The sequence below is a fragment of the Microcoleus sp. AT3-A2 genome, from assembly GCF_036705685.1.
Classification (GTDB): Bacteria; Cyanobacteriota; Cyanobacteriia; order Cyanobacteriales; family Microcoleaceae; genus Microcoleus.
Genome location: NZ_JAUBVF010000002.1, coordinates 34537 through 58663, shown reverse-complemented (window position 1 = coordinate 58663; position 24127 = coordinate 34537). Strand labels below are relative to the sequence as shown.

The window sequence follows — 24127 nt, the reverse complement described above, 5'->3', positions numbered from 1 at the left end:
GCTGATTAACCCAGATGAATTTAGCTTCAAGTCAGGGAGGATAATGTTCATCTGCGGTTGGTCGATGGGTTTCAAAGCTCGATCGAACTTTAGGGCAACTGCCACTGCACGGTCACTTCAAAAAAAATCTCTAGCCTACTTTTTCTTTGCCAAATCCACCCAACTATGATATAATAGAGAGTCTGTCTTTAACTAAAGCCGATCGCCCCATCTCCAAATCCCCCCTCAGCATTCGCTGTCCAAAAAATCAAATTTAGGAAAAAAAATTAAGGCAGAACTCTACATATAGAGCCAACAGCGCAACAGTTACTGCTATCAGTAGCGTTTCCAGCTTGTACCCGCCTAAATTTTAAAATTAAGTAGAAATTTCCACATAGTAATTTTCAGCTCAAAGGATTAGCATATAAGGGTGACAGAACATTATCATCCCCTAAACTCATTAAAAGATGGCCATTGGTTCAAGCTGATCTGTGGGGCGAGCTTTCAACACCTGCCTGCTGTACGGAATCTCACCTTGGCTTACACCCTAGCAGGCGCTGACTGTATCGATGTCGCGGCAGATCCCGCCGCCGTCGCAGCAGCGAAAGAAGCCCTACAAGTGGCCAGCGACTTACAGGCAAGAACTCAAAACCGCAGGTTTGGCGGCAAAGGGTTGCCGTTGCTGATGGTGAGTTTAAACGATGGGGAAGACCCGCATTTTCGCAAAGCCGAATTCAACCCAGCCGATTGTCCGGCGGACTGCTGGCGGCCGTGCGAAAAAATATGTCCAGCCGAAGCAATAGTTTTTCAGAGTGCTGGCAGTGGTTTTTCCGGGGTGATAGACCAGCAATGCTATGGCTGCGGTCGCTGTCTGCCGATTTGTCCGAGCCAACTAATTTATACTCGTTCTTACGTGTCCGCTCCCGCCGCGATCGCACCTTTAATCTTGCAATCCGGTGCGGACGCCCTAGAAATCCACACGCAAGTAGGCAGAGAGGCAGATTTTGCGCGACTTTGGTCGAGCATAGCTCCTTGGGTCGCTCAACTCAAGGTAATAGCAATTAGTTGCCCCGATGGAGACGGTTTGATTGATTATTTGCGGACACTCTATCAAATAATTTCCCCACTTCCTTGTCCGCTAATTTGGCAAACGGACGGTAGGCCAATGAGCGGAGATATCGGAACAGGAACTACTAGAGCCGCGGTCAAACTCGGTCAAAAAGTTTTGGCTGCCCAGTTGCCGGGATACGTGCAACTTGCAGGCGGCACTAATGCTCACACTGTCAGCAAGTTGAGAGCCGAGGGACTGATGAAGGATGCCGGGAAAAATTCGTCAGATCCCCCTGTCCCATACATTGCAGGTGTAGCTTACGGCAGCTATGCCAGGGTTTTGCTATCGCCAATTTTAGAACAGTTAGAAACAATGCAGACCGATCGAGCCTATGCCGTTCCGGTGGCAGTCGCGCGGCCAGGAGCCGGAGTTCAAACATCTCGGCTACCTCAGCTCGAAGCCGTCCCAGAACTTCTCTCACAGGCCGTGAGTTTAGCTCGTTCTCTAGTTTCCCCGCTCAAAGAATTTTAGTCAGTAGTCATTAGTCAGTAGTCATTAGTCATTAGTTAGTGGTTAGCAGTTAATTCCAACAACAACTGGCAACTGACACATAACAACTGGCAACGGACAACTGACAACTGTTAACTGACTAAAAAGTTGAAAACGTCACCGAACACATCGAGGCGAATGCAGATTACAGACGACCTCAACAGATTATTAGACATCGTGCCAGATGAGATCCGGCAGCCCTTAGAGCAGCACCCGCAGCGCAACAATCTCATTGAGATTGTCATGGACTTGGGCCGCCAACCTGAAGCTCGTTTTCCATCCTCGGCCGAACCTCTTTCCCAAACCCCGGTTTCCAAGGCACACCTCAACTATTGCATCGAGCGAGTCGGCCACTTCGGCGGCGACAACCGAGCCGGTATCGAGCAAACCCTGCACCGAATTAGCGCCCTTCGCAACCGCAGCGGCGAGATTATCGGCTTGACTTTGAGGGTGGGCCGCGCTGTGTTCGGGACGATCGGCATTATCCGCGATTTGGTGGAAACCGGTCAGTCAATTTTGATGCTCGGCCGCCCCGGAGTTGGCAAAACCACGGCCCTGCGGGAAATTGCCCGCGTGCTCGCCGATGACTTGGAAAAACGGGTGGTAATCATCGACACCTCCAACGAAATTGCCGGAGATGGAGATATTCCCCACCCAGCGATCGGTAGAGCTCGCAGAATGCAAGTTTCCCGTCCCGAACTCCAGCACCAAGTCATGATCGAAGCAGTGGAAAACCATATGCCGCAAGTGATCGTGATTGACGAAATCGGCACGGAACTCGAAGCTTTGGCGGCTCGGACGATCGCCGAAAGGGGCGTGCAGTTGGTCGGTACCGCCCACGGGAACCGGATCGAAAACTTGATGAAAAACCCGACTCTGGCCGATTTAATTGGGGGCATCCAAGCGGTGACGCTGGGAGATGACGAAGCAAGACGGCGCGGTTCTCAAAAGACGGTTTTGGAGCGCAAAGCACCGCCAACTTTTGAAATTGCCATCGAAATGCTGGAACGCCAGCGCTGGGTGATCCACGAGCGAGTTGCAGATTCGATCGACACTCTGCTGCGGGGACGCGAACCCAACCAGCAAATCAGAAGTGTCAGCGAGAGTGGAGAAGTAATTATCGAGCGCGAGTCGGCCGCTCCCCCCGCCCGGTTTCCGGGGATGTCAGCTTCCAGCGGCCCGGCTGCTGTATCGCCAATCCGACCCGTCACACCGATCTCTGGGTGGCGGAGTGCTGGCAAAATGGTGCCGATGCCCGCTCCCAGCGAGAACTTAGCTGCTAAGAGCGCGCCGGTTGCTGAGACTCGGTATTTCGAGCAACTGCTCGAAGAATCCCTGTCCGTCGAACCAGTACCCAAGGCCGGACGCTATTCCCATAATGTCGGCCCTAACGGCGAAGATTTGCCCCTCCACGTTTATCCTTACGGCATACCTCGCCACCAGCTCGAACAGGTGATTTCGACGCTGAACCTGCCGGTGCTGCTGACGAAGGATATTGAGAGTGCTGACGTGGTTGTGGCTTTGCGATCGAACGTTCGGAACCAGTCGAAATTGAGGCACTTGGCCAAAACTCGCCAAGTTCCCGTGCACACAATTAAGGCCGCCACTATTCCCCATGTAGCGAGAGCTTTGCGACGGCTGTTGGACATGGATGACCCCGGCACCCCGGAAGTAGCAGACCTCGCCTTATTCGCCCGCAGCGGTTCTTCTGATGAGCTCGAAGCTCTGGAAGAAACGCGCTTAGCAGTCGAGCAAATTGTCATTCCCAAGGGACAGCCGGTGGAACTCCTGCCCCGTTCTCCCAACGTCCGCAAAATGCAGCACGAACTTGTGGAACACTATCACCTGAAATCCCACAGTTTTGGGGAAGAACCCAATCGCCGCCTGCGGATATATCCAGCTTAAAGTTGGAGATTACTGCCTTTGAAGGCAGAAGGTGGAAGGCAGAAGGGATAATTTTTTCCTGGTTTCTGTCTTTTACCTTTTGCCTTTTTCCTTTAAGTACCAGGCAAGTTTCTGATATGATGTGCTGTGACACTGTTCTTGTTCAGTCGATCGGCTAAATTCCCAATTTATAATTCCAAATTCCCCAATTTCCAATTACCAATACTTCGACTACACGAGCTTACAAGTTCCCTAATTCCCAATAGTTCAGCTACGCACTTCCCTTCGGCTCCCTTCGGCTTTGCGAACCGACGAGCCGCAGGCTAGCAGCTATGCTCAGGACAAACTCAGCACCAGCTCAGTAAAAGTTGCCACTTCCCAAATTATTTATTTAATTAATTTACCTCAGTTGACATGAATGATTCCATAATTCAGCTATTTATCAACTTAATTACTACGGAGATGGGTGTGCGAATTAGGTCCCAAGATAGACCTGGTTTGTCTCATAAAATCATGATTCGGATGAGAGAAAAAAAAATTGCAGAACCCGAACAATATTATAAACTTTTAACCGCTAAAACTTTTGAAAGTAAAAATGAATGGGCAAAATTAGTATTGCTATTAACAACAACTGAAAGTTATTTTATGCGAGACAAAGGACAGTTTGCTCTCTTAAACAGAGTGATTTTTCCTGAATTGATAGAGCAGAAAAGAAACTTGCACAAGACCTTGGGAATGCAGCCGACACTGCGAATTTGGAGTGCGGGCTGCTCCACCGGTGAAGAACCTTATTCTTTAGCTATTGTTTTAAAACAGTTGATTCCCGATTGGAATCAATGGAAAATATTAATTTTAGGTACAGACATCAATGAAAAAGTAATCAAAAAAGCGCCCCAGGGAATTTACAGTCATTGGTCGTTTCGCTTGGTTGAACCGCAGATACAAAAGCAGTATTTTCATCAGAGGCAAAATGATTGGGAAATCAATCTAGAATTGCGCGAAAGTGTCAACTTTAGTTGTGTAAATTTAATCACAGATGACTTTCCTAATATTTACCAAAATCTTTATAACATAGACTTAATTTTGTGTAGAAACGTTTTTGTGTATTTTGAACATAAGTATATTTCACTGGTACTGAAAAAATTTTCCAAGACCCTGAGACCTGAAGGATATTTAATGACCGGTCACGCTGAAGTTTACGGTCAAATTATGAACGAGTTTGAACCCAAGGTTTTCCCCGAATCGGTGGTGTATCAGCATCGGGAGGCAGTACCGGAGGAAAACTGTCAAATAGAGTCTAGGTTTGCGACGGTAGGGGAAGCGAACTCGGCATTTCGGGAATTCCCGAAAGCAGATAATATGGGCGATGATAGTGGTGAGTTGCTAACAGGGGAAACGATGCCACCTCGTTTTACTACTAACAGCAATTTTCCAGAGATAGAGATGCCGCCCGTATTAAAAATAAGTAATCCGCTGGGGAATATGCTGCCCTCTCGCTATCTGGAGGACGGCTTGCCGAACAATGCCGTATCAGTTACAGAAAAAATAATAGCAGAAAATACTCAAAATCCCACGCCTCAAATGTTAATTTTAGAGGCTAAAAAATTATTTAAAAATCAAGATTATGCTGAGGCTATCAATAAGGCACAAGAGGCAATAGACTTGCAGGGGCATAATTTTGATGCTTATTTTTTAATCGCTCAAGTTCAGGCAAATGCCGGCAATTATTCTCAGGCAATAGAATACTGTAATCGAGCTAGAAAAGTAGAGCCTGGATCAGTATATACTGATTATTTACAAGCTCAAATTGCTGAAGAACAGGGGCAATTGGAAATAGCCAAAAAATTATTAAAGAGGACTATTTATATGTGTCCCTTTTTTGTTTCAGCTTATATAGAACTAGGGAATATATACAATAAAGAAGGTCAAGTAAAAAGAGCTATTAAAATGTACAATTCATCTTGTGAAATCCTGGAAGGACTACCGCCCAACACTCCCATTGATTCACAGGGAAAAATGACAGCTAGTCAAGTGCTGATGAATGTTAAAAAAAAATTGTTAAGATTATACAGTAAAGAAACTGTACACTAAAATATGGAAACTAAACCGTATCTTATCTTTGAACAGAACGGTTTTCTCTGCGGTATAGAAGCCTGCTTCGTTCGGGAAATTTTCTTTCTGCCGGAGTTGACAGCAATTGCAGAAGCACCTCAAGATATTGTTGGGGCGATCGACCTTCGGGGCGAAATTCTGCCCGTGATGGATCTGAATCTTCGTTTTGGATACGTTTGGCAAGAGTATTCTGTGACAGATAGTACGATCGTCATAGAGTGGCAAGAATCGAAAATCGGTATAATTGTCAATCAAGTTCGCGAAGTTAAGGAACTCTCAGAAGATGCCATCACTCCGCAGCTATCTTACGGGCGAGAGAATTCAGAAGCCTCTCATCATTTTGTAGCTGGATTGGCCCGCTGCGAAGCCGATATTATCATGCTGCTGAATCTCGATCACTTAATTCGATATTCTCCCGAAAAGTCAGAGGAAAGCTGGCCTGTTTCTCCAAACAATGCAGGTAGTGAAGCAGCAGCAGGTGAGGCAGAGACGGAAATTTTACAGGGGCAAATAAGTGCAAAATTGTTAGGTAAAAATCCTAAAAGTTTGAGCAATCGTCACGTTTTTTGCCCGCAGGCTACCCCGGAAGAAAAAGCAATTTTTCAATCGCGCGCTAATCATTTGAGGCGGCGAAGCGAGGGGGAAAATGATGCTGCAATTAATATGTCCCTGGCGGTGTTTGTTTTGAATAACGAATACTTTGGTATTCATTTAGATCTAGTCCGCGAGTTTACTGAGATTAACCAAGTAACTCCGGTTCCTTGCACTCCCGATCGCATAGTGGGAAATATAAACTTACGGGGAGAAATTGTGACGCTAATTGATATTCGCAGTGTTTTAAATATGTCTTTAAATATGTCGGAGACTGCCAATTATCTCTCTAAGGCGATCGTTGTTGAAGTAGCTGATTTGGTCGCTGGTATAGTTGTTGACGAAATATTAGATATTATATACTTAGATGTGTCGGAAATTGCGGCTGTTCCGGTAGCACTGCATTCTGCCAACCGCGAATATCTAAGGGGGACAGCTATTTACGGGGAAAAAATGATGGCTATTCTGCACTTGCAAAAACTGCTGACAAAAGGAGGAGTAGTTGTTGATGAAGAGGTTTGAATCCAGAACAGGACTTAGGCAAAGCATATCTGTCATGAGTCAAGTGAAGCATCTGGCTTGATACTTCATTTCCTTCGCAATCGCGATCCAACGCAGAGATATGGACTGGTAACGAGCGCGACTCAGCATGAGAGAATTATCTTGAAATACCTCCAAGACTAAAGAAGTTAGTTATACCATAATACGCTTGGGTTAAGCTCGCTCCCCCCGTGCCCGTCCAGCCCATAGACGAGCGGGTCGGGGTTTCAGATATGGGGTTTCTTCACGAGGGATTGCCCCTACAAGAGAATGAAACAGCCCTGCCTACGAAGGGTGGGACAAGAACTTACTCTTGCGTCCCCGCAACGATGGGGGGGATGCGAGGGGGATCTCTGAGGAACACATAGTTTTAACCAAACCGTATTGAGTTATACTAAATGCGCTTTTCAAGCGAGATTTTACTAAGCAATCTAATGCGTGTATGCACGTGCTTAAATTAAGGAGAAAAATATGTTTTCTAAGTTAATAAAATTAAATATTAGAAATAGAATGCTGCTTGCATATGTAGCACCCGCAACTATATACTTGGGTTTTCCTGTGCTAGTTTATACAACCACAAATCAGGTATTGAATAATTTTCAAGAAGTAGAAAGGATCGAAAATGTGATCAGATACACAAATGAGATGTCCGCAGGTGCTGAACAAATGGTACGGGGAATGCGGGGGTATTTCATTAATAAAAATTCTCAGTTTTTAAAGGATTTTCAAACAGGTGGAGAATTAGCTAGTCAGTCGGGTAAGAGTGCGCTGTTAACAATCCAAAATCCTGAACAGAGAAGTCGTTTAGACAAGATGTTATATCTCTGCCAAGAATATTATGATGGTTCTAACGAAATAGTTGTTTTAGTACAACAAAATAAGAGAAGCGAAGCATTGGCTATATTTAACACAGGAAAACAAACAAAATTTGTGCAGGAATTTGTAGAAGTGAATAAGCAATTTCGCGAAGTAGAAGTAAAAGCGATTAAGCAAGCTACAGAAAAAACCAAGCAATCTTTAGTTTTGTTGATCTCGGCATTGGTATTTGGTTCCGTGTTTTTATTGGTGTTAGGTGCGGTTATAGCTTGGCTGATTTCGTCAGGAATTGCCCAAACTATCGATCGGGCAATTAGCTCGATCGCCACTTCTTCCACTGAGATTGCAGCCACCGTGGAAGAACAGGAACGGATGGCAAGTCAGCAGGCAGCTTCAGTAAATCAAACTACTACTACAATGGACGAATTGGGAGCATCTTCTAGGGCGACATCACAGCAGATCGAAACCGCCGTGGTTCAAGCAATGCAAGCCTTAAATTTAGCTGGAGGTGGCACAAAAGCTGTAAAACAAACTTTAGAAGCAATGGCAACTCTGAAAACTAAAGTTCAGGATATCCAAGGACAAATTATAGAGTTGAGCGAACAAACAGATCACATTGGTAATATCTCAACTTTAGTTAGCGATTTGGCCAATCAAACTAATATGTTAGCACTCAATGCTGCTGTTGAAGCAGTGCGGGCGGGAGAACATGGCAAGGGGTTTGGCGTGGTGGCGTCAGAAATTCGCAAACTTGCCGATCGCAGTAAAAAGTCAGGAGTGCAAATTAATCTATTAGTTGCTGATATTCAAAAGGCGATCAACTCAACAGTAATGGTGACAGACGAAGGAACTAAAACAGTGGAATCTGGCGTAAATATTGCCTCAGAAACCGCCGCGGCATTTGCAGGAGTTGCCAATGCCATTAATAATGTGGTTTTGAGTTCTCAGCAAATTTCGCTGAATGCCAAACAGCAATCGATCGCGATCGAACAGGTAGTACAAGCTATGAACTCTCTCAATCAAGCCGCAGCCCAAACCGCTTGCGGTATCAGCCAGACTAAAGTCGGTACTCAAAAATTGAATGAAGCAGCCTTAGATTTGAAAGCAATTTTGTAGGAGATAGATGAATTATGAGTAGTTCCCCAAAAATGCCACATATATATATCCTTAAAGATTAAATCAATTGCTTTGGCGATTGACCTCCCTACAAATTCCAGCCATATTAACCGGAGTAATAACTTGTTTATGTGCAAATTAGAACGTAATCTCAAATCAGCAGTATAGTTGTGAGTTGTGAGTTATTATTTGGGAGTTGTTATTTTTTCTTTACTACCAATTCCCAATTCCCTATACTTCGGCTACGCGGGAGCATCTCAATGAAAGCAGCCCAGCTATAATTTGGAGCCAGCAACCAGGAGCCAGGAGCCTGAAGGAAGAAGGAAGAAGGAAGGAGCCAGAAGAAGTGTTTTTACAAATATGAGATGCTCCCGGCTACGCAAGCGTACAATTTCCTAATTCCCTATACTTACGACTATGCGATCGTACAAGTTACCAGTAACCAATTCACCGTAACAAATGATGAACAAATTTTTCCAAAAAATGCAGCATCGCCTGCTCCTTCTCCTAATTTTAAGTACCTTGATTCCAGTATCTATTGTTGGTTGGTATGGAATTTCTTCTTCAACAGCAGCACTACAAAATCTAGCATTAATAACCCTTAGTGATAGTGTTAATTCCACCGCCAATCAAATGATTAACAAATTTGAAAATCTGAGAACGGATATTTTGTTTCTCCGTAAAACTCCCCCAGTCCAAGGAATGATTAGAGCTAGAGAAGGAAAGGGAGTAGACAGACAAACTAATTCAACTTATAAAGATTGGGTTTATCGAATGCAACTCACATTTTTATCCCTGATGGAAGCCAAGCCATATTATATGCAACTGCGTTATATAGATAACAGCGGTAAGGAGATCGTGCGCGTAGACTCTGACGGCACAAATATTAAAGTTGTTCCCGATTCTCAACTACAAAATAAAGCAGACACAGATTACTTCTCGGCAACTATGAAGCTAAAACCAGGAGAAGTCTATGTGTCTTCCTTAAACCTGAATAAGGAAAGGGGGAAAATAGAAATTCCTTACAAGCCAACAATTCGGTACGCAACTCCAATTTTTGATACCAAAGGAGAAAGACAAGGCTTTCTCATTACGAATGCTCTGGGTAGCACTCTGCTCGATATGGTTGAAAATTTCAATCCTGAACTATCAGACCAATCTTTTATCTTAAATCAAGATGGGTATTATCTGGCTCATCCCAATCCTAAAAAAGCATGGGGATTTGAACTAAAAACTAAGGAAAATGTCAAAAATGATTATTCAGGAGACATTATTGCTAAAATACTCTCAGGTAACCAGGGAAATATTGATAATAGGGATCTAGTGATTAGCTATAATACAGTTTTCCCAAGCAAACAAAATCCAAATAAATTTTTAGTAATTGTGGATACTTCACCCAAAAAGTTGCTATTTTCTTCCATCGACTTTTTTCAAAAACTAGCAGCGTTGATTACTGTTATTTCCCTGGCTGTGGTGCTGGGATTTGGATGGTTTTTTATGCAAAAGATTGTTGCTCTCATTCGGGGGATGATTTACCAGATCTCGTTATTTTCCATGGAAATAGAATCTAATATGAACAGGCAAGAACAAATAGCAGATAGGCAATTTGTTTCGGTTAATCAAACAACTATAACTCTAGAAAATTTGGGCCGATCTTCTCAGCAAACAGCCGAGCAAGCTGAGTCTGTTGCCATTGCCGCTCGCCAAGCTTTAAATCTAGCTGAAGAAGGTGCTAAAAAGGTAGATAAAACTCTTAATCAAATGCTGAATCTTAGAGAAGCTGTGGTGGCAATTTCTAAGCAAAATCATCGACTCGACGACAGCACGAGTCAGATTGGCAATATATCGACTCTCGCAAGTTTGGTTAGCGATTTAGCCAGCCAAACTAATATGCTGGCTCTCAACGCTGCTGTTGAAGCAGTCAGAGCCGGTGAGTACGGTAAAGGTTTTGCGGTGGTAGCAAGCGAAATTCGTAAGTTAGCAGATGAAAGCCAACAAGCTGCACAAAAGATTAATGGTATTGTTCCAGAAATTAAGGGCGCGATCAACTCAACGGTGAAAGCCACTGAAGATAGTCGCAAAACGGTTGCAGAAGGGGTGAAAACAGCACAAGATACGGCAGAAGCTTTTACGGGCGTGAGGGAAGCTTGCAATCTGGTGTTTGCTAGCAACCAGCAAATTTCATTTAATGTTAAACAACAGGCGATCGCGATTCAGCAAGTAGGTGATGCCATGACTTCTATGAAGGAATCCGCCTCTCAAACAGTCAGCGGCATTACTCAAGTTAAAATCGGTACTCAACAACTCTCAGAAGCTGCCTTTAATCTTAAAGAAGTAGTGTAGTTATGAGTCATTAGTCATTAGCAATAGACTGAGTATTCAACATAATTATCATTACTAATTACCCATGAACCATACTCAATTACCTATTACTTAACAACATATATGATGATTGAAGATCAAGAACTTCGAGATGTATTTAAAGTCGCTAGTGAAGAACACTTACAGAAACTAGATGACGGATTGCTCTACTTAGAACAACATCCCAACGACTTAGCTAAGTTAGAACTATTGTTGCGGGAAACCCATTCTCTTAAAGGTGATGCTGGGATGCTGGGAGTAAAAAATGTAGCATCTTTAGCTCATCAAATGGAGCATATTTTGGGAGGTGTTAAGCGGGGAGAAACTCCACTAAATTCAGATATTAGCGATCGACTTTCGCAAGGTTTAGACGCCATGCGGAAACTCGTTGACGAAGCCGTTACCGGCGAAGATTCCGGCATTAATACATTTTATATCCTCGCTAGCATGATGGGGGCTTCTAGTCAGTTACAGCCACAGGCTGCTGACTCAATAGTAGAGCAATCATCTTCACAAGTACCAGAACAACCGTTGGTAGAACTGCAATTTACTGAGCCTGCTACCCAAGAACTAGAAACAAATGTTGAAACTTCTGAAGTCATTAACTTAGAGAAAAATTCCTCTTTTTTACCCTTACATTCCAAGCCAGAATTTCTACTACAAGCTCAAAACTTGCCTGCACCTTCTGGGCCCGCCACTGAGTCGGCTTCGCAGTCGGCAGTTACTGCATCCTCAACCTCATCTTACCGCATTGAAACCATTCGCGTTGCTACTCAAAATTTAGACGATTTAATGACTCAAGCAGGGGAACTTACTGTCACAAAAACTCGGCTAGGACACCGAGTTGCAGAGATAGAACAAATTACAACTTTGTGGGAAGAGTGGAGCCGAGAATATTTTGTAACGAGCTTGACTTTTGATCGGATGCAAATAGATGAAAACGGTATTAAAGCCAACGGTAAATTTAGCCAATTGCAGGATTACTATCAACGTACAGAAGAACGTTTAGAACGTCTCGGAACTTTAGTCAACTGCTTGAGAAATCGAGTTTATGAAGATACTGCCAGACTCGAATTAATCGCTGAGGCATTAGAATCAGGAATTCGCACTCTGAGACTGCTGCCTTTGTCTACTATTTTTAATTTATTTCCTCGAACTGTACGAGACTTAGCGAAACGGGAAGGTAAAGAAGTTGCATTAGTTATTGAAGGAGGCGAAACTACAGCCGATAAACGCATTTTAGAGGAAATGAAAGACCCTTTAATGCACATGATTAGAAATGCGATCGATCACGGTATTGAAACTGTTGAGGAGCGGAAAAAACTAGGTAAATCTCCTGTAGCCACTCTCCGAATTAAAGGCTATAACATTGCTAGCAATATTATTATTGAAGTTGCTGATGATGGCCGGGGACTAAATCTAGATAGCATAAAACAAACGGCTGTTAAACGTAATATTTGTACGCTTGAACAACTGGCAGAGATGACAGAAGCTCAATTACACTCTTTAATTTTTACTCCTGGTTTTTCGACCAAAAAATTTGTTACCGAAGTATCGGGGCGCGGGGTTGGTTTAGATGTAGTTCGTACTAATGTTGAAGCCCTAAAAGGTAGTATTCAAGTAGAGTCTTTACCTGGGAAAGGATGCACTTTGAGGCTGCAAATCAGCACGTCTTTAGCTACAGCAAATGTATTAATTGTCGTAGTTGAAGACATTCCTTATGCTCTGCCAGTCGAGTTTGTAGACACTGCACAACAGGTGTCTCAGTCTGAGATATTTGCTATAGAAGGTAAGGAAACTATACTTTCAAATGGTCAGCCTTTGTCAGTTGCTCATTTGACAGATTTACTAGAATTAAACAATAGACAAGAGTGGCAAAAAAATCGGTATTTGAGACAGGAGAACGGGAGAGAAATTCTGAGAAAAAATTCCAAACAATTCCTAAATTCAACTTATTCAAAAATTCCTTGTATTGTTGTGAAAGTTGGAGAGGAAAGATTGGGATTATTTGTAGATGCTTTGATAGACGAACAGGATGTGGTGATGAAACCTCAAAGTCAATTGCTGAAACGGGTGCGAAATGTTGCTGGTGCCACAATTCTCGGTACAGGGGAAGTTTGTATGATACTCAATCCCCACGATTTGATAAAATCTGTACGCCAGCAAGTTTCGTCCCGTGGGGTTTCTGGTGCGCGATCGCAACTTGAGACTGCCAGCAGAAAACAAGTTATACTATTAGCAGAAGACTCGATCGCCACGCGCACTCAAGAAAAGCGCATCCTGGAAGGTGCGGGTTACGAAGTTGTGACTGCAGTAGACGGATTGGATGCTTTCCATAAATTGAAAACTCGCGATTTTGATGCTGTGATTTCTGACGTACAAATGCCAAATTTAGACGGCTTGGCACTGACTATTAAGATTCGGGAGCAAAAAGAATACAGTGAGTTGCCGATAATTTTAGTGACATCTTTGGCATCGGATGAAGATAAAAAAAGAGGGGCTGATGCGGGGGCAAATGCTTATATTCCTAAAGGTACTTTCAATCAAGATGTGCTGGTAGAGACACTAAAAAGGTTAGTTTAGTCATTAGTCATTACTCCTTGGTTATTAGGGATTTGTTATTTACTACCAATTAGCAAGGCCCAATATCCAGTACGCAGTGCACCATTACCAGTGCATCGATGCCCAATGCCCAATACTTTGACTAAGCGGTTACTGAGCGATTCGTCCTGGGATTAGCCACTCGCCCTGCGCGGTTTGCCGGCTCAGCTTCGCCGAAGGGAAGTAAGTCGAAGGGCAGTACAAGTGCCCTATTCCCTATTCCCCATTCCCCATTCCCGATTTTCCATTCCCGATTTTCCCATCCCCCATTTCCCAGCAAACTGATGTTATCGCCCATTAAACTATTGTTAGTTGAAGATTCTCCAGTAGTTACGCTCGTCCTCAAACGCATTTTTGAGTCCTCGCCAGACATCCAAGTTGTAGGAACTGCTTGCAACGGATTAGAAGGACTAGAATTAATTCCCAAAGTTCAGCCCCAAGTAATCTGTACGGATTTGAACATGGCACCAATGAACGGGTTAGAATTTACGGAAGAAGTAATGAAGAAATATCCGCTACCCATTTTAGTAATTAGTGCTTCAGTGCAAGCGAATGATACTCAGAATGTATTTCAAGTGTTAAGGGCTGGTGCATTGGATGTTTTTCCCAAACCGATTGGCGGGTTAGTATCTGATTACGCTCGCCTCGCCAATCAATTAATAGCTAAAGTCAAAATACTCTCAGGAGTGAAAGTATTTACACGGCATCAAAAAAAGATGCCAACCGAAGATCATAATCCACTTGTAAGAATCAACCAAGCACCAGTTCATAATTACAAATTTTCCAACGAAAAAGTTAACTCTCCAACTATTAAAGTATTGGCTATAGGGGCTTCGACAGGGGGGCCGCAAGCACTATACGCAATTATTTCTAAACTTCCGGCCAGTTTTCCTGTGCCTATAATTTGTGTCCAGCACATCAGTGAAGGTTTTTTGCAAGGATTAGTTGATTGGCTGGGTAATGAATCGAAACTGCCTGTTAAGATAGCTTCTTTTGGGGAATTACCACAAGCAGGAACTGTTTATTTTCCGCCAGAAAAACGTCATTTAGAATTGGATTCTCAAGGGCGATTTATTTATTCAGAAGCTGCTCATGCTGCGGGACACTGCCCTTCTGTAACGGTGACATTTAAGTCGGTAGCTAATTTTTATAGTCGGGCAGCAGCAGGGGTTTTACTGACAGGAATGGGTAGAGATGGTGCTGACGGAATGTTGGCTATCGCCAGAGAAGGGGGGTTGACAATCGCCCAAGACGAGGCTAGCTGCATTGTCTTCGGAATGCCCAAGGAGGCGATCGCCCTTGGTGCCGCCCAATATGTTTTACCTGTCAGTGCGATCGCTCCTCTACTCCTGGCTAAATTAAAAATTTAGGACTTACCTCGCAAATAGTGCAGAATGCCCCGCCCCTCGACTTGTTAAAGAAGTCGAGGATCACAGAGCGCGATCGCAACTTTTTAGTTCATTAATTACTCAAATTACTTGATTAATTACTCAAAACTGACTTTTTTTCCTAAGTCCGATTATTTGATTTTAATAAACTTACCAATTACCTCGCGCAACTTATCGGCATCAAACGGCTTAGTTAAATACTCTGTTGCTCCCGCCAAACGCCCCTGTACCTTATCAAATGCTCCATCTCGCGCTGTCAGCATTACGATCGGCAAATTCTGAAACTGAGGCAAGCTCCGCACCGTGCGGCAGAGTTCCAATCCGTCAATACCAGGCATCGAAACATCCAGCAACAAAACAGAAATTTGTTCGTGATAAATCGTTGACAAAGCATCCACTGCATTGTCGGTTACGAGAACTCGAAACTCTTTGCTTAAGGCCTGTTTAACAAGTCCTTGCATCACGACGCTATCATCAACTGCCAAAATAGTTGGTACTTGACTGCTACTTGCAGACATATTTTTCTCCCTGTTTATTTATAGTTCTTGAAAATACAAAACATACTTCGTTCAGTTATTTTTTGAGCGTTGCGTCTACCCAATAATTGTCAACTCCCTTGGAGCGTTAGTTGAAACTTTACCCCTGTTTTTTTACCTCAAACTCGAAAAAAGGGATTGGGAGAGTTGTCGATCGGCAATTACAACAGTTGCAAAATGTGCATCCGGGCCCAGAAACCCTAGAAGGTCGAGTTGGAGTAACTATTGTTACAAAGTTTAACATCTTACCAATCTTTTGTAATTCATCTCCTAACTGTAGTTGAACGACCGTCTAAGGCACAGCTCGCTAAAGAACACTGGTATTGTGGCACACACCCCTGATTTAAATCTACCAGCAAGCCAGCTACCCAGGATGAGACAAGTTTGTTAAAATACAATTAAACTGATTAAAAAATTCTAGGTAAGCAATCGCGTTATATTTGGGAAAGCTGCTTCCTCTCAACAGAGGCTCTTAGATTTAGAGAGCCGGAGGTATTCAAAAGCATAGTCAACGGGAAGTATAATTTATATAGTCTTAGATTAGGGATACTCTAACTCCCATAACTCAAAAGTTTCCAGATCGGTCAAGAGGTTAGTCTGAATTGGCGCAAGCAACCTGCGCCGAACTTGCGCCCCGAGTCTCCCAGCACAGAATTCATAGCTTGTTTTTCAAGGGAAGTATTCAGAAGGGCGGTTGCCAGCAACTAAACGGGCAGTTACACATGATAAAAGCACCCTTACCTGTTGGTAAAAAAAGTGTTCAAGCTCCATAACATTGACTTGTATCAGCTTCTCGGCTCTGCTCCCGAGGCTTGCTTGGACAATTTGGTCGGTTTAGCAGCTCAGCTCAGCCGAACTCCTATTGCTTTCTTGAGCTTGATTGACGGTAATCGCCACTGGTTGAAGTCGCAGTTAGGTATTGATCAAACTTTGGTCGATCGTTACCTGAATTTTTGCGCTCGCGCGATCAACCAAATTCCCGAAGAGTTCGCCCAGAGATCAAACTCAAACTCAGAATTTGACCGGGCAATTTCCCTGCAACAACCGCCAGTTGCTCCCGAATTTGCGATCGAACCCCCTGCAAATTCCTTTAAGGAACTGCCCGCCGCCCTTGTCCGAGACGCTTCCACAGATGTGAGATTTGGTGAACACCCGCTGATCGTTTTCTACCCCTTTGTGAAATTTTACGCCGGAATCCCAGTTGTCAGCTCTGATGGGCAGGTGCTGGGAGTGCTATCCGTCATGGACTCGGTGCCGCGAGACTTGACAAAAGAAACGATAGAAGCTGTGCAAGCTTTGAGTCGGCAAGTTGCGAGTTTGGTGGAGCTGCGCTGGCAATTAGTCAAAGCCCAGAAACAGTTGCCAGAGGTAGAAGATATCACTTCGGACAGCCAGAAAATCTCGGAGTTAGTTCCGGGCTCGAACCGATCGAGCTTGTCTGCAGTACCTACGCCACAGAGCAGCATGACAACAATATATGGAACAAAAAAGCTCCCGACGCTGGGAGAAACAGGCAAATCTCAATATGTGTGGGAAGCTTCAGCGGGCATCGGGCGCGCGGACGATACCCAACAAATCCGAGAAATGGTTGCCGGCTCCGGCGACACATCCGATCGCCAACTAACGGCAACGTCCCTACAAGAGCGAGCTCGCTTGGGCTCCCTGCAAGCTAAAGTCGGTGCAGCCCTCGGACAAGGCGGGAAAATATCGGTCATCCTCAACCGCTGCACCGAGGCAATGGTAGAGTATCTCGACGCCACAGGGGTGAGCATCTGGACTTTTAACCTGCAGACAGAGCGGTTAGAATTGCAGGCCAATTCAGGACTTAGCAGCCAAGAGTGGGCAAAAGAAATAGAAGATTGGGTGCGAACAGAAGCGGAAAAACTCCAAACTGCTCCTGTGTGCCTACTGTCGAACCCGTCTCTGTTCACCATTGCCTATCCGCTGATTGTGGAGGAGCGACTGGTGGGAGTGATGACTCTGTACAGTAGCGCTTTGGCAAGCGAGGGAGCGCTAGAAGTTCTGGGTTGCATGGCTAACGCCATCGCCGTGGCGATCGATCGCCACGCAGCCCGAGAAGAATTGTTGAGCCGTCGGGAAGGCTTGCTCTTCGGCCTCGCCAGCCAGATGCGGAATTCCCTCGACCTCGACAAAATTTTAGATACGGCTGTCAACGAAATTCGCAGCTTGTTGCAGGTTGACCAGTGCTACTTTTTGTGGTACTCCATCTCGCGAGACGGGCAGCCAAGCTTTGCAATCACCCACGAGGCGGCAAATCCCGAACTGAAAGAGCGGCTCACAGAATACCCGATCGAACAAGTAACCCTGCTGGCCGAGAAAATTTGCCACCGCCAAACGCTCCGGATCGGCGACGCTGCAACAGCACTGTGCATCGAACCGCCCACGCGAGCTTTTTTGAGCAGTCTCGGGATTGTTTCTAACCTGCTGCTGCCGCTCAAGACTCGCTCCGGTCAAATGGGTGCTGTAGTTTGCAACCATTACAGCAGCCACCGTTCCTGGGCGACCAGCGAAGTGGAATTGCTGCAAGCGGTGGTGGATCAACTGGCGATCGCGATCGACCAAGCCGAACTTTACGCCCAAACCCGGGCGGCAGCCTTAGCGGCTCAAACTCAAGCCCGCCAACTGACGGAAACTTTGCAGCAGTTGCAGCAGAAAGAAACTCAGCTCATCCAAAACGAAAAAATGTCCTCTCTCGGTCAAATGGTCGCCGGCGTCGCCCATGAAATTAACAATCCGGTTAATTTTATTTACGGGAACTTGACTTATTGCAAGCAGTACATGAAAAATCTACTGGATTTGCTGCACTTGTATCAAAAGCACTACCCCGACCCTTGCCCCGAAATTCTCGACAAAAACGAAGAAATAGATGTTGATTTCATAGTGCCGGATTTGCTGAAAATTCTGTCTTCAATAGAGATGGGAACTGAACGCATCCGCCAAATTGTCCTGTCTCTGCGGAACTTCGCACGGCATGACGAAGCAGAGATGAAGCTAGTGGACATTCACGAAGGGATTGACAGCACGCTGCTGATTCTGCAGAGTCGCTTGAAGTCAAATGGGCTAATACCGGGAATTGAGGTAATTAAAGACTACGGCAACTTGCCCAAGGTAGAGTGCTATGCCGGGCAACTCAACCAAGTATTTATGAATATTTTGGCGAATGCGATCGACTCTTTGGAAAATCAGCCTCCACCTAAGACGATCAAAATCTCCACGGCTGTGGTGGGCCCAGACTCGGAGGCTGATGAGTCAGGAAAGTCGAGGGGTCAAGTTGTGCTGATTCGGATTCAAGACAGCGGGCCCGGATTGCCCGAAAAAGCTAAATGCCACTTGTTTGACCCTTTCTTTACCACTAAACCTGTAGGCAAGGGTACGGGGCTCGGCTTGTCTATCAGCTACCAGATAGTGGTGGAAAAACACGGAGGAAGTTTGAAGTGTATCTCGGAACCGGGACAGGGAGCGGATTTCAGGATTGAAATCCCGGTAGCTCGCCCCCCTGCGATCAAAGAATAAACCTGGGGGCGATCGCTTACAAAAAGATTTTTTAAATTTTCTTGTCAAAATGCTTGACAGATTGCTGTGTTTGAATGTTAAGATAGTGAAGGTTAAGACGTTGGGGCGTCGCCAAGTGGTAAGGCAGCGGGTTTTGGTCCCGCCATTCAGAGGTTCGAATCCTTTCGCCCCAGTTTAATTGGGTCAGCTAAATCAATTGTTTAAGTCATCGTTTAGAGTTAGCGATCGACCGACGAGAGACAAACGACTACCTAAATACAAACCTAATTAGGACTTGCTCACAGGATATAAGAAACCGGGTTTCTTGCTGCAGGTTTTACCTAAAATGCTAGATTTGTGGTCAAGAAATTGGTTTTTTGGGTCGCCAGTCCCAATTTTTCGCAGAAACCGTTGTTTGTGCGTAAGATCACTTCTGACTGCGCCGGAATTCTATAGCAGAAGTCCGATGGAAGTCGGAAGAAGGAAGAAGGAAGAAGCAATAAAATCCATCGTTTCAGCCATTAACAACGCCCTAACCATCTTGGCGGTTGCTATAAAATCGAGTCAACATTCAACACTCATATCAAATCCGGTTGCATTGGAAGGATTAAACCGCCGTTGACGCAGAGAACACAGATGAAAAGAACAGAGAGATGAATAATTCCGATGCTACCGAATTTGATATCAACCATCCTTCAGTTTTTCGACTAACAGTCAACAGTTAACAGTCAACAGTTAACAGTTAACTGTTAACTGTCAACCCGCCCTACTCCATATCACTGCAAAGTGCTGGGGCCACGATCATTTAGCCGATCGAAAACGTATCGGGAAATGGCAGGAAAAGCTGTTTCGTCCTTGGAATAAGCAGGATCGTCTGCGAAAACAACTAAGATATAAATCGCGCGATCGTCTAAAGTCCTGACAAATGCCGCTTCGCTGCGGGATTTGGAAGTATAGCCTACTTTGGAACCAAAATAAATATTAGTTGGTAAAGACTCGCCGAGAAATCCTTTTATCGAGTTGCTAGGGTCATTTTTCCAGGCCTTGGGGTCTAAGTCTCTAGTCAGCAAGTAAGCCATTTTGCGGCTGGCGATGCTGGAAACCGCTTGCCTAGTATAGATTTCATATATTAATCTGGCAGCTTGGTCGGTAGTTACTTGATTGCGAATCGGCTGAGAAGCATCGCCCCGCAATTGCAAGTCGCGACCGATTGGCCCTTCTTGTCTTAAATAGTATATGGGATAATTTTTGGTGCTTATACGAATATCATTGTAGCCTGCTGACTGGAAAAATGTGTTAATTTGAGTGCGCTTTTTCAGCCATGTTTGCAACTCTTCTCCTGCGAGCCGTCCGCCGGATTTTGTATCTGTGATTTTGTCTAAAAGTCGGCTGGCAGCATCGTTGTTCGAGACGCGAATCATTTGCTCTAGGTCGTTTTTAAAGGCAGATTCTCTTTGCGTAATGATGCCTTTTTCTATGGCTGAGTAAAACGCTGCCATCCAAAATAACTTGGCAACGCTAGCGGGAAATCGGAGAGTTTGATTTTGATATCCGGCAAAGGTGTGACTTTGGGAATTGCTGACATCAAATAAGGTAATTGATAGCCGTTCTGCGGGCATTCCTTTGGTGGTTGCAATCTTCACCGCTTCATCAACAATCCCTTGCAACTCTTGAGAGTAAACTGGATTGGGAGGTGTTTTGATGTTGTAGCTGAAGGTAGGTTCGCTTTGACGATCGGCTAAATTTTTCGATGGTTCAATTGTCGGAGGCGAGAGTGTTTCTTGAGGCGAGACGGCCTGTTTAGCCAAGATGACTGGCGGTTCTGGGGCACGGCGAATTCTGAACGGTATTGTGACAATCCAACCGATCGCGATCGCCCCGGCAATTAAGCACAGGATGTTACGGTATTTTAAGCGAGAAAATTTCGTCCTGACTCGACGACGGGATTGGACAGGAGGCTGGCTGCTTTGGCGTCGTGGCCGGATTGGGCCTAGGGGCTCGATGGGGCGTCGGGCGGGAATTGGGCGTGGGCGGCGTCGGCGTTCTACTTGCATTACAGTTTTGTGCTATCAAACTCGCACGATCAGTTTATAATAGGGCGGCATCTAAATGACAACTGTATCGATCTAGTCCGCTATTGCCAATTTTATCTGTCTACTAGGCTGATTGAGACTTCTAGTAATTGTAAAATTTTCAGGATAGCACTGAGTTGAAGCAAAATCCTTTGAAAAACATGAGAAATTTTTGGAGTCTGGCTGTTTTGGGATTTGCGATCGTCGGCGTGAATAATTCTTTGATACCTGATGTTTGGGCATTTCAGTCTCACTCTGCTACGGGATATGTTGTCGATCGACAAACAGCAGGACAGGGCGCGGATGTAGCGTTTTCCTTGACGCCAGAAAGCGAAAATCTGGAATTAACCAACAAGCCAACTGTTTCCAGTTTTCCGAGTATGTTGTGGGACTTCAACAATTTAGCGGAAATTTCCTATTCCGAATTGCTGAAAGTGCTTGCGAGACGATCGGACTCCAATAATACCGAGAGAGAAACCGTTGCACTACCTGAAGACATAGCACGTTTTGAAAAGGTTGTACAGTATGCAAAACAACAAAATTTGCACGATCGCTCGATCGGAGAAATTGTCCAGGCGATCGCCGATAATTTCCTAGGAAAGCCCTACGCCGCTGGTTTGCTGGACGAATCCGGCGAGGAAAAGTTGATTGTAACGTTGAATAAATTTGATTGCGTTTTATTTGTAGAAACCGTTTTGGCGATCGCCAGGGGCGTAGCAGTACAAGATTACGACTATCAAAATTTTGTAAATCGCATAGAACAACAGCGGTATTTAAACGGTAAAATTAACGGTTATTGCAGCAGATTGCATTATTTTTCCGAATGGATTAATGACAATCAAAAACGGCAAACAGTGGAAAATATCACCGCTGAATTAGGCGGAGTGCCCATGAATAAAACACTAAATTTCATGAGTCAGCACCGCAACAGTTATCCGCAAATGGTTAAAGACGAAGCAACTTATCAGTGCATAGTCAGCCAAGAAGCAGACTTAGCAAAAACTACTGTTAATTACATCCCCACAAATCAGATAAAAAGTGTTTATTCTCAGTTAAAACCAGGGGATATTATAGCAGTAGCGACGGATGTTAAAGGATTGGATGTCACCCACACGGGTTTAGTCTACCGTAATGCTGACGGCAATATGGGTTTAATTCACGCTTCGCCGGCTGGGCAGGTGACAGTTGCTTACGACTTGCAGAGATATATTAGGAGAGTCGAAAGTGCGATCGGCATTGTGGTAGCGAGGGCGAAAACCCCTAATTAAATTAGTTTGTATTCGTAAAGTGCATCAGCTTGCATTATTTTAGCTGAAAATTTAAAATTTCTGTGTTGACGAACCCTACAAACTCTGCTGTGGGGAGTAGGGGTTGGGCTTCTAGCCCAACCGGAATATACAAATTAAATGCACAACAGTTTATTGAACAATTTCGCTGCGAGATACCTTACTCTTTCTAGCAGGATTTGGCGTTAATTCCGGCGGCGAAACTTGAACACTTCCCCACTCATTCAAAAAGCTTTTCAGCAAAACCTCTTGCTGAGTGCGAAATGTCTCGACATTTGCCCCTCCATTCATAATCACAAACCACACAGTTTCTTGTTTTTGAGTTGGCAAAGCTCCGCCCAAAGCGCTAACATTATCCAACGTGCCCGATTTGACCACTGCTAATTGGGGAAGCGCGCGTTCTGATAGTATTCCTTGATCTTTCCCAACTACAGTTAAGACATCAGCAACTGTCATGCTGTAAGGTTCAAGATAGCGTTCTAAAGCGATAAATAACGCACAAGCAGCCCGGGGAGAAATGAGATTTTCTTCGCTCAATCCCGAACCGTTGACAAGTTGAATTTCTGCGGGGGGAACTCCGGTTGCTGCGGCTGCTTTTTGGGCGACTGTTTTTGCACCACCGACAGTATCAGCTAGCATATCTGCCATGAGATTGTTGCTGTACTGATTCATTTTTTTGATCAGTTCAGCAAGGGGCAAAGAATAATGTTTGACTAAAGGCTGTACGTCATTGGGAGGTGCTGACAAAACTTTGACAGTACCCTCAATTGCTATTTGGGGTTTTGGCGTATTGGGAGGCAGGGTTTGATACTGGGCGGCGGCTTCGCTGGGCCAGATTTGACTGTTCAATCCTTGTTTGAGCAATTCTCCCGATTTGAGGGGATCAAGTTCAAAGTTCATGTAAAACTTATCGACAATTATCAAATTGCCAGTGACTCGCTTTATCCCTTTTTGATTTAAGGCGTTACCGAGGGCGATCGCCTCTTCCCAAACAAACAACGGATCTTCGCTTCCGCCCACAATTAAATCGCCTTTTAATACGCCGTTTTCAAGTTTTCCAGTTGTACCAATTAAGGTAATAAATTGATGTTCCGGCCCGAATTCTTGCAGTGCTACCAGAGATGTTGCTACTTTGGTAATAGAAGCGGCCGACAGAGGAACGGTACCTTGATGATTAGCTAGCAAAGTGTTGCCAGATTGCATCCAGACGCCTTGGTTTTCTTTGGCAAAACCTTGGGCAGCCAACCCGTTGAGATATTGCTGGATTTTGGTATTTGTGGCTGTTTCGGGATTGCTAACAGAGACTATTAAGGGCTGAGGCTGATTTGGTTTAACTGGGGGCGAGGAAGTTTCAGCTACAGGAGAGGGAGATGCAAGTTGAGGTGATTCAGTAGCTGCACATCCGGCAATAATTGTGAGAAGGGCGATCGAACTCGCAGCAGTCAAGTAGCGGTTTTTCAGCATTCCTTTAATTTTGTTCATCAAATGTACGATCGTCTGTTCGGCACGCCCGATGGAAAGTTTAGCATTCTTCTCGCGCGTGGGGCGAGCCTCCGGATCTGTGTTACCAAACTCCCGAACCGCTAAAATTGCCTATCTTCTTCCTTCTCTAATTTTGCTTCGCGCACTTCGCGTCTTCGCGGTTCGTTAAATATATCTCCTTGAAATGCTTCGGAAACCCATCTTCAGCGCCTGGGGCCTTCACCCCAGGCCGATCGCTCTCACAAATTTT

General features: G+C 44.8%; 14 protein-coding genes and 1 tRNA gene. 11 read left to right on the top strand and 4 right to left on the bottom strand.

Going from position 1 to position 24127, the window contains the following annotated elements:
- Positions 1 to 409: 409 nt before the first annotated feature.
- The 7 genes from ldpA to QUB37_RS01895 all read left to right on the top strand — a co-directional run bounded on the left by ldpA (position 410) and on the right by QUB37_RS01895 (position 13582).
- A complete protein-coding gene (gene ldpA, locus QUB37_RS01925) occupies positions 410 to 1561 on the top strand; it encodes a circadian clock protein LdpA (RefSeq protein WP_333158580.1) in 1152 nt (383 codons plus the stop codon).
- Between the two features lie 156 nt (positions 1562 to 1717).
- Positions 1718 to 3484: a R3H domain-containing nucleic acid-binding protein gene (locus QUB37_RS01920; protein WP_333158578.1), complete on the top strand. Its 1767-nt coding sequence runs from the start codon at positions 1718 to 1720 to the stop codon at positions 3482 to 3484.
- Between the two features lie 393 nt (positions 3485 to 3877).
- Positions 3878 to 5554, top strand: coding sequence for a CheR family methyltransferase (locus QUB37_RS01915; protein WP_333158576.1), 1677 nt, complete (start codon positions 3878 to 3880; stop codon positions 5552 to 5554).
- A gap of 3 nt (positions 5555 to 5557) precedes the next feature.
- Positions 5558 to 6688 carry a chemotaxis protein CheW gene (locus QUB37_RS01910; RefSeq protein WP_333158574.1) on the top strand — a complete coding sequence of 377 codons (1131 nt, stop codon included), beginning with the start codon at positions 5558 to 5560 and terminating at the stop codon, positions 6686 to 6688.
- A 528-nt stretch (positions 6689 to 7216) separates the two neighbouring features.
- Positions 7217 to 8638, top strand: coding sequence for a methyl-accepting chemotaxis protein (locus tag QUB37_RS01905; protein WP_333158572.1), 1422 nt, complete (start codon positions 7217 to 7219; stop codon positions 8636 to 8638).
- Positions 8639 to 9271: 633 nt separating this feature from the next.
- Positions 9272 to 10981: a methyl-accepting chemotaxis protein gene (locus QUB37_RS01900; protein WP_333158570.1), complete on the top strand. Its 1710-nt coding sequence runs from the start codon at positions 9272 to 9274 to the stop codon at positions 10979 to 10981.
- Positions 10982 to 11086: 105 nt separating this feature from the next.
- Positions 11087 to 13582 carry a hybrid sensor histidine kinase/response regulator gene (locus QUB37_RS01895; protein ID WP_333158907.1) on the top strand — a complete coding sequence of 832 codons (2496 nt, stop codon included), beginning with the start codon at positions 11087 to 11089 and terminating at the stop codon, positions 13580 to 13582.
- A 121-nt stretch (positions 13583 to 13703) separates the two neighbouring features.
- Here the strand turns inward: QUB37_RS01895 and QUB37_RS01890 are convergent, their stop codons facing one another.
- The gene (locus tag QUB37_RS01890; RefSeq protein ID WP_333158568.1) at positions 13704 to 13898 is read right to left on the bottom strand and encodes a hypothetical protein; all 195 of its coding nucleotides are present in this window, start codon (positions 13896 to 13898) and stop codon (positions 13704 to 13706) included.
- Here QUB37_RS01890 and cheB point away from each other — a divergent pair.
- Positions 13885 to 14970, top strand: a complete 1086-nt coding sequence (cheB, locus tag QUB37_RS01885; protein ID WP_333158566.1) for a chemotaxis-specific protein-glutamate methyltransferase CheB — start codon at positions 13885 to 13887, stop codon at positions 14968 to 14970. The genes QUB37_RS01890 and cheB overlap by 14 nt on opposite strands.
- A 149-nt stretch (positions 14971 to 15119) precedes the next feature.
- Here the strand turns inward: cheB and QUB37_RS01880 are convergent, their stop codons facing one another.
- Positions 15120 to 15506, bottom strand: coding sequence for a response regulator (locus QUB37_RS01880; RefSeq protein ID WP_015175702.1), 387 nt, complete (start codon positions 15504 to 15506; stop codon positions 15120 to 15122).
- 774 nt (positions 15507 to 16280) lie between these two features.
- On the opposite strand from QUB37_RS01880, the gene QUB37_RS01875 reads away from it, so the two are divergent.
- Together QUB37_RS01875 and QUB37_RS01870 are read left to right on the top strand one after the other, a co-directional pair.
- Positions 16281 to 19058, top strand: coding sequence for a GAF domain-containing protein (locus QUB37_RS01875; protein ID WP_333158564.1), 2778 nt, complete (start codon positions 16281 to 16283; stop codon positions 19056 to 19058).
- Between the two features lie 101 nt (positions 19059 to 19159).
- Positions 19160 to 19231 (top strand) — tRNA-Gln (locus QUB37_RS01870).
- A 582-nt stretch (positions 19232 to 19813) separates the two neighbouring features.
- Here QUB37_RS01870 and QUB37_RS01865 read toward each other — a convergent pair.
- On the bottom strand, positions 19814 to 21091 hold the full coding sequence (locus QUB37_RS01865; protein ID WP_333158561.1) for a serine hydrolase: 1278 nt from the start codon (positions 21089 to 21091) through the stop codon (positions 19814 to 19816).
- Between the two features lie 179 nt (positions 21092 to 21270).
- Between QUB37_RS01865 and QUB37_RS01860 the strand changes: the two genes are divergently transcribed.
- Positions 21271 to 22377 carry an N-acetylmuramoyl-L-alanine amidase-like domain-containing protein gene (locus tag QUB37_RS01860; RefSeq protein ID WP_333158559.1) on the top strand — a complete coding sequence of 369 codons (1107 nt, stop codon included), beginning with the start codon at positions 21271 to 21273 and terminating at the stop codon, positions 22375 to 22377.
- 150 nt (positions 22378 to 22527) lie between these two features.
- Here QUB37_RS01860 and QUB37_RS01855 read toward each other — a convergent pair whose 3' ends face one another.
- Positions 22528 to 23877: a D-alanyl-D-alanine carboxypeptidase gene (locus QUB37_RS01855; protein ID WP_333158557.1), complete on the bottom strand. Its 1350-nt coding sequence runs from the start codon at positions 23875 to 23877 to the stop codon at positions 22528 to 22530.
- Between the last annotated feature and the right edge of the window lie 250 nt (positions 23878 to 24127).

Excerpts from the sequence above, each read along its gene's own strand:
- QUB37_RS01920 (WP_333158578.1), top strand. The coding sequence starts at position 1,718 with ATGCAGATTACAGACGACCTCAACAGATTATTAGACATCGTGCCAGAT.
- QUB37_RS01915 (WP_333158576.1), top strand. The coding sequence starts at position 3,878 with ATGAATGATTCCATAATTCAGCTATTTATCAACTTAATTACTACGGAG.
- QUB37_RS01910 (WP_333158574.1), top strand. The coding sequence starts at position 5,558 with ATGGAAACTAAACCGTATCTTATCTTTGAACAGAACGGTTTTCTCTGC.
- QUB37_RS01905 (WP_333158572.1), top strand. The coding sequence starts at position 7,217 with ATGCTGCTTGCATATGTAGCACCCGCAACTATATACTTGGGTTTTCCT.
- QUB37_RS01900 (WP_333158570.1), top strand. The coding sequence starts at position 9,272 with ATGATTAACAAATTTGAAAATCTGAGAACGGATATTTTGTTTCTCCGT.
- QUB37_RS01895 (WP_333158907.1), top strand. The coding sequence starts at position 11,087 with ATGATTGAAGATCAAGAACTTCGAGATGTATTTAAAGTCGCTAGTGAA.
- cheB (WP_333158566.1), top strand. The coding sequence starts at position 13,885 with ATGTTATCGCCCATTAAACTATTGTTAGTTGAAGATTCTCCAGTAGTT.
- QUB37_RS01890 (WP_333158568.1), bottom strand. The coding sequence starts at position 13,898 with ATGGGCGATAACATCAGTTTGCTGGGAAATGGGGGATGGGAAAATCGG.
- QUB37_RS01880 (WP_015175702.1), bottom strand. The coding sequence starts at position 15,506 with ATGTCTGCAAGTAGCAGTCAAGTACCAACTATTTTGGCAGTTGATGAT.
- QUB37_RS01865 (WP_333158561.1), bottom strand. The coding sequence starts at position 21,091 with ATGCAAGTAGAACGCCGACGCCGCCCACGCCCAATTCCCGCCCGACGC.
- QUB37_RS01860 (WP_333158559.1), top strand. The coding sequence starts at position 21,271 with ATGAGAAATTTTTGGAGTCTGGCTGTTTTGGGATTTGCGATCGTCGGC.
- QUB37_RS01855 (WP_333158557.1), bottom strand. The coding sequence starts at position 23,877 with ATGAACAAAATTAAAGGAATGCTGAAAAACCGCTACTTGACTGCTGCG.